At 67.3% G+C, this 3,463-nt stretch carries 3 protein-coding genes; 2 read left to right on the top strand and 1 reads right to left on the bottom strand.

All coding sequences use genetic code 11. The annotated features are described in order from the left end of the window. Positions 1-195: 195 nt before the first annotated feature. Entirely contained in the window at positions 196-516 is a 321-nt protein-coding gene (locus JWQ89_RS00150; protein ID WP_299637354.1) for a hypothetical protein, read from the bottom strand. 85 nt (positions 517-601) lie between these two features. Here JWQ89_RS00150 and JWQ89_RS00145 point away from each other — a divergent pair, with 85 nt between their 5' ends. Together JWQ89_RS00145 and JWQ89_RS00140 are read left to right on the top strand one after the other, a co-directional pair. Beyond that, complete coding sequence (locus JWQ89_RS00145; RefSeq protein WP_299637353.1) at positions 602-1,051, top strand: MarR family transcriptional regulator; 450 nt, start codon at positions 602-604, stop codon at positions 1,049-1,051. Between the two features lie 173 nt (positions 1,052-1,224). Next, the coding region (locus JWQ89_RS00140) for an EAL domain-containing protein (protein WP_299637352.1) at positions 1,225-3,463 on the top strand (2,239 nt) is incomplete at its 3' end.

Here is a 3,463-nt window from a genome sequence, read left to right as displayed (position 1 = left end):
CGTGGCTGATGGCGTCGGCGGCCGGATCGTAGATCCAGCCATTGAGCTTGAGGAGGGCGGCTTCGCGGGGGGCAGGCTCAAGCTTTTCGGCCATTGTCGGACTTTCCTTGTGCAATGAATCGGCAGTCTCTCCGCCTAAAACGCCCGATCCGTGGCAAACGCTCCGGCGCCACGAGGGCGCCGGTCACGCCCGCGTCACGCCGCCAGCAGCGCCGCATCGCCGGGCACGATGCGTGCCACCCTGCCGCGCTCGATGCCGCCGGCATCGACATAGGCGATTCGGCCCGGCTCGACGTCGATCTGCCAGCCGGCGCTCGGCCCGCCCGCCCAGTCGACATGGTAGCCGGTCTCGGTCAGCCGCCAGGTCCCGGCGCGGCGGGTGCCGTCGGGCAGCGCCATGAGTGCGTCGGTGGCGGTCCGATAGTAGATCGCCGCCTCCTGGCCCGGCGCCATCTCGACATAGTGCGTGCTGCCAACCAGCAGCACCGCCAGCGTATCCTGGTCCTTGATGATCATCTGTGCGTCCTTTCGCAAGCCCGCTGGCCTCCGGCGACATGCCGTGCTAGTCAAGCGGCTTGACGATCTAACCGCAGGCCAGGATTTGGTCAAGCCCCTTGACGATAATGATCTCGCCAGCATCGATCACATCGGGCTGGCGCTGTGGCGCGCCGCGCATGACTGGCGCCACCGCATGCGGGCGGAACTGGCGGCGCGCGGCTATCCCTGGCATCAGAGCGCGGCGGGCGAAGTGCTGGCGCATCTGGGCCCCTCCGGCATCTCGCAGGCGGTGCTCACCGAGCGCATGGGGCTCAGCAAGCAGGCGGTGCAGCAACTGGTCGATCAACTCGAGGCGCTGGGCGTGGTCGGCCGCGCGCCCGATCCCGCCGACGGGCGCGCCAAGCGCATCGTGCTCACCGAACTGGGGTTGCGCGACTTCGCCGAGCGCAACCGGGTGAAGCGGCTGATCGAGCAGCAATATCGCGACAAGCTAGGCCCCGAGGCCTTCGCCGCCCTCGAGTCGGCGCTCGCCAAGCTGGGTGCGGGCAGCTGATTTCTGCCTGCGGCTAGCGAGGCAACGGGGCAAAGCGCCCCCGCCTGCCAACGAACCGTAAACCATCCGCAGCAATCGGCCCTGCCCGGGACCTGCCAGAGGCCTCGGCAGCGCGGCCTGAAAGCCGGTATTAACGCCTGCCCGGGCAAGATCATCGAACCTTGGTGAGGTCTATGTTCGAGCCAGCGCACAAGTCACTGCCGCCTGTCGATTACGTCTCGATGATCCGGTCGCTCTACGCGGACCGGCGCGTCATGATGCTTGGCGCGCTATCGTCGGCCGTCGTCCTGGTGGTCGCGGGGATCGAGTCGCACTCCGTGGTGTTGTTCGCCCTCGCCGTCGTGTTCGTCATGGTGGGCGTGGCGCGCGACCTCGACATGCGCGCCTTCGAGAAGGCCGGGCTCGCCGACGACGACGTCGCCGCCGCCACCCGCTGGGAACTGCGTGCCACCGTCGGCGCCGCCGCCATCGCGGCGCTTTACGGCTTCTGGATGAGCTACAGCTTCCTCGTGGTGAACACCGCGTTCGCCGAGATGAGCTCGCTCTCGGTCACCGTCTCGGTGCTGGTCGGCGTTGCCGGCCGCAACTTCGCCATCGACCGGCTGGTCGCCACCCAGGTGTTGCTGATGTCGATCGGCATGGCCATCGGCATGCTGTTCGACGGCGCCATCCACACCGCGTTCCTGAGCGTGGTGCTGATCGCCTTCGTCGTCTCGCTCAGAAAGGTCTCGGCCAATATCCGCGCCATCCTGCTGCGCGCCGTGCACGGCCGCATCGAGGCGACGCGGCTTGCCTCCGAGCTCGATACCGCGCTCGAGACCATGCAGCATGGCCTCTGCATGCTCGACGAGAACGGCCTGATCGCCGTCGCCAACGATCGCGCCGAGCTGGTATTCTCGAGCTTCATGCCCGGCAACTGGGCCGGCCGGCCGTTCGCCGCGATGATCTCGACGGCCGCCGCGCGCGGCACCATCCCCACGCGCTCCGCCGCCCAGCTGATGGATACGGTCGAGACCGGCGATGGCGGCAAGGTGGTGCTCCGCCTGCCTGACGGGCAGTTCTGCGAAGTCACCGTCTCCTCGCGCCTCGACAAGACCGTGCTGCTGTTCGAGGACATCACCGAGCGCGTCAAGGCCGAAGAGCGCATCAACTACATGGCGCATTACGACACGCTCACGGGCCTGCCCAACCGGGCCTATTTCACCGAGCAGGTCGAGGCCGATCTAGAGCGCCGCCGCCACCACGGCAAACATGCCGACAAGCGCCCCAACGACATGGCCATGCTGATGATCGTCGACATCGACGACTTCAAGCACGTCAACGACACCATGGGCCACCTGATCGGCGACCGTGTCCTGATCGAGACCTCGGAGCGGCTGAGCCGCGTGCTCGGCAAGGACAGCCTCGTCGCCCGGCTGGGCGGCGACGAATACGTGGTCTATCGCTCCGGCGGCGTGCAGCTCGCCGACACCGTCACCGACCCCGAAGCCATTCTCGCCGGCTTTTCCGGCCCGTTCGAGGTCGAGGGCGAAGTGTTCGGGGTCAATGTCTCGGTCGGCGTCGTCACCCTCACCGACGGCAGCGACGATCTCGACGCGCTGATGACCAAGGCGGACCTGGCGCTCTACAAGGCCAAGGCGCTGGGCAAGGGCCGCGCGCAGGTGTTCCACGACGAGATGGACACCGACTACCGCTACCGCCAGCGGCTCAAGGCCGAGCTCAAGCAGACCGTCGCCGATGGCGGCCTGTCGCTGGTGTTCCAGCCGATCGTCGACCTGAAGACCCGGCGCGTGGTGAGCTGCGAGGCGCTGGCCCGCTGGCACCACCCGGAACTCGGCTCGATCCCGCCCTCGCTGTTCATCCCGATCGCCGAGGAGACCGGGCTCATTTCCGAGATCAGCCGCTGGGTGCTGGCCAGTGCCAGCGCCGAGTGCCGCAACTGGCCCGAGGAAGTCTCGGTCTCGGTCAACATCTCGGCCCGCGATTTCCGCAATGCCGACGTCGCCCAGATGGTGAAGAACGCGCTCGCGACCTCGGGGCTCGCGGCGCACCGGCTCGAGATCGAAGTCACCGAGACCGCCGTGATCGAGGAGCGCGCCGCCGCCACCAAGATCCTCGCCAAGCTCGCCAAGCAGGGCATCGGCATCGCGCTCGACGATTTCGGCACCGGCTATTCCTCGCTCAGCTACCTGCAGGCCCTGCCCTTCACCAAGCTCAAGATCGACCGCAGCTTCGTCATGGACATCGCCGAGAATCCGCGCTCGCTGAAACTGCTCACCAACGTCGCCCAGCTCGGCAAGGACATCAACCTCACCGTCACCGCCGAGGGCGTCGAGACCGAGGAACAGCTCAACCTGATCGCCGCCCATTCCAAGGTCGACCAGATCCAGGGCTACCTGTTCGGGGTGCCGC

Origin of the sequence: Devosia sp. (genome assembly GCF_028290645.1) — a bacterium.
Taxonomy (GTDB): Bacteria; Pseudomonadota; Alphaproteobacteria; order Rhizobiales; family Devosiaceae; genus Devosia_A.
The sequence above is the reverse complement of the archived record's forward strand: the minus strand, read 5'-3'. Positions and strand labels throughout refer to the sequence as shown.

Coding starts and splice junctions, on each gene's coding strand:
- JWQ89_RS00150 (WP_299637354.1), bottom strand. CDS start 516: ATGATCATCAAGGACCAGGATACGCTGGCGGTGCTGCTGGTTGGCAGC.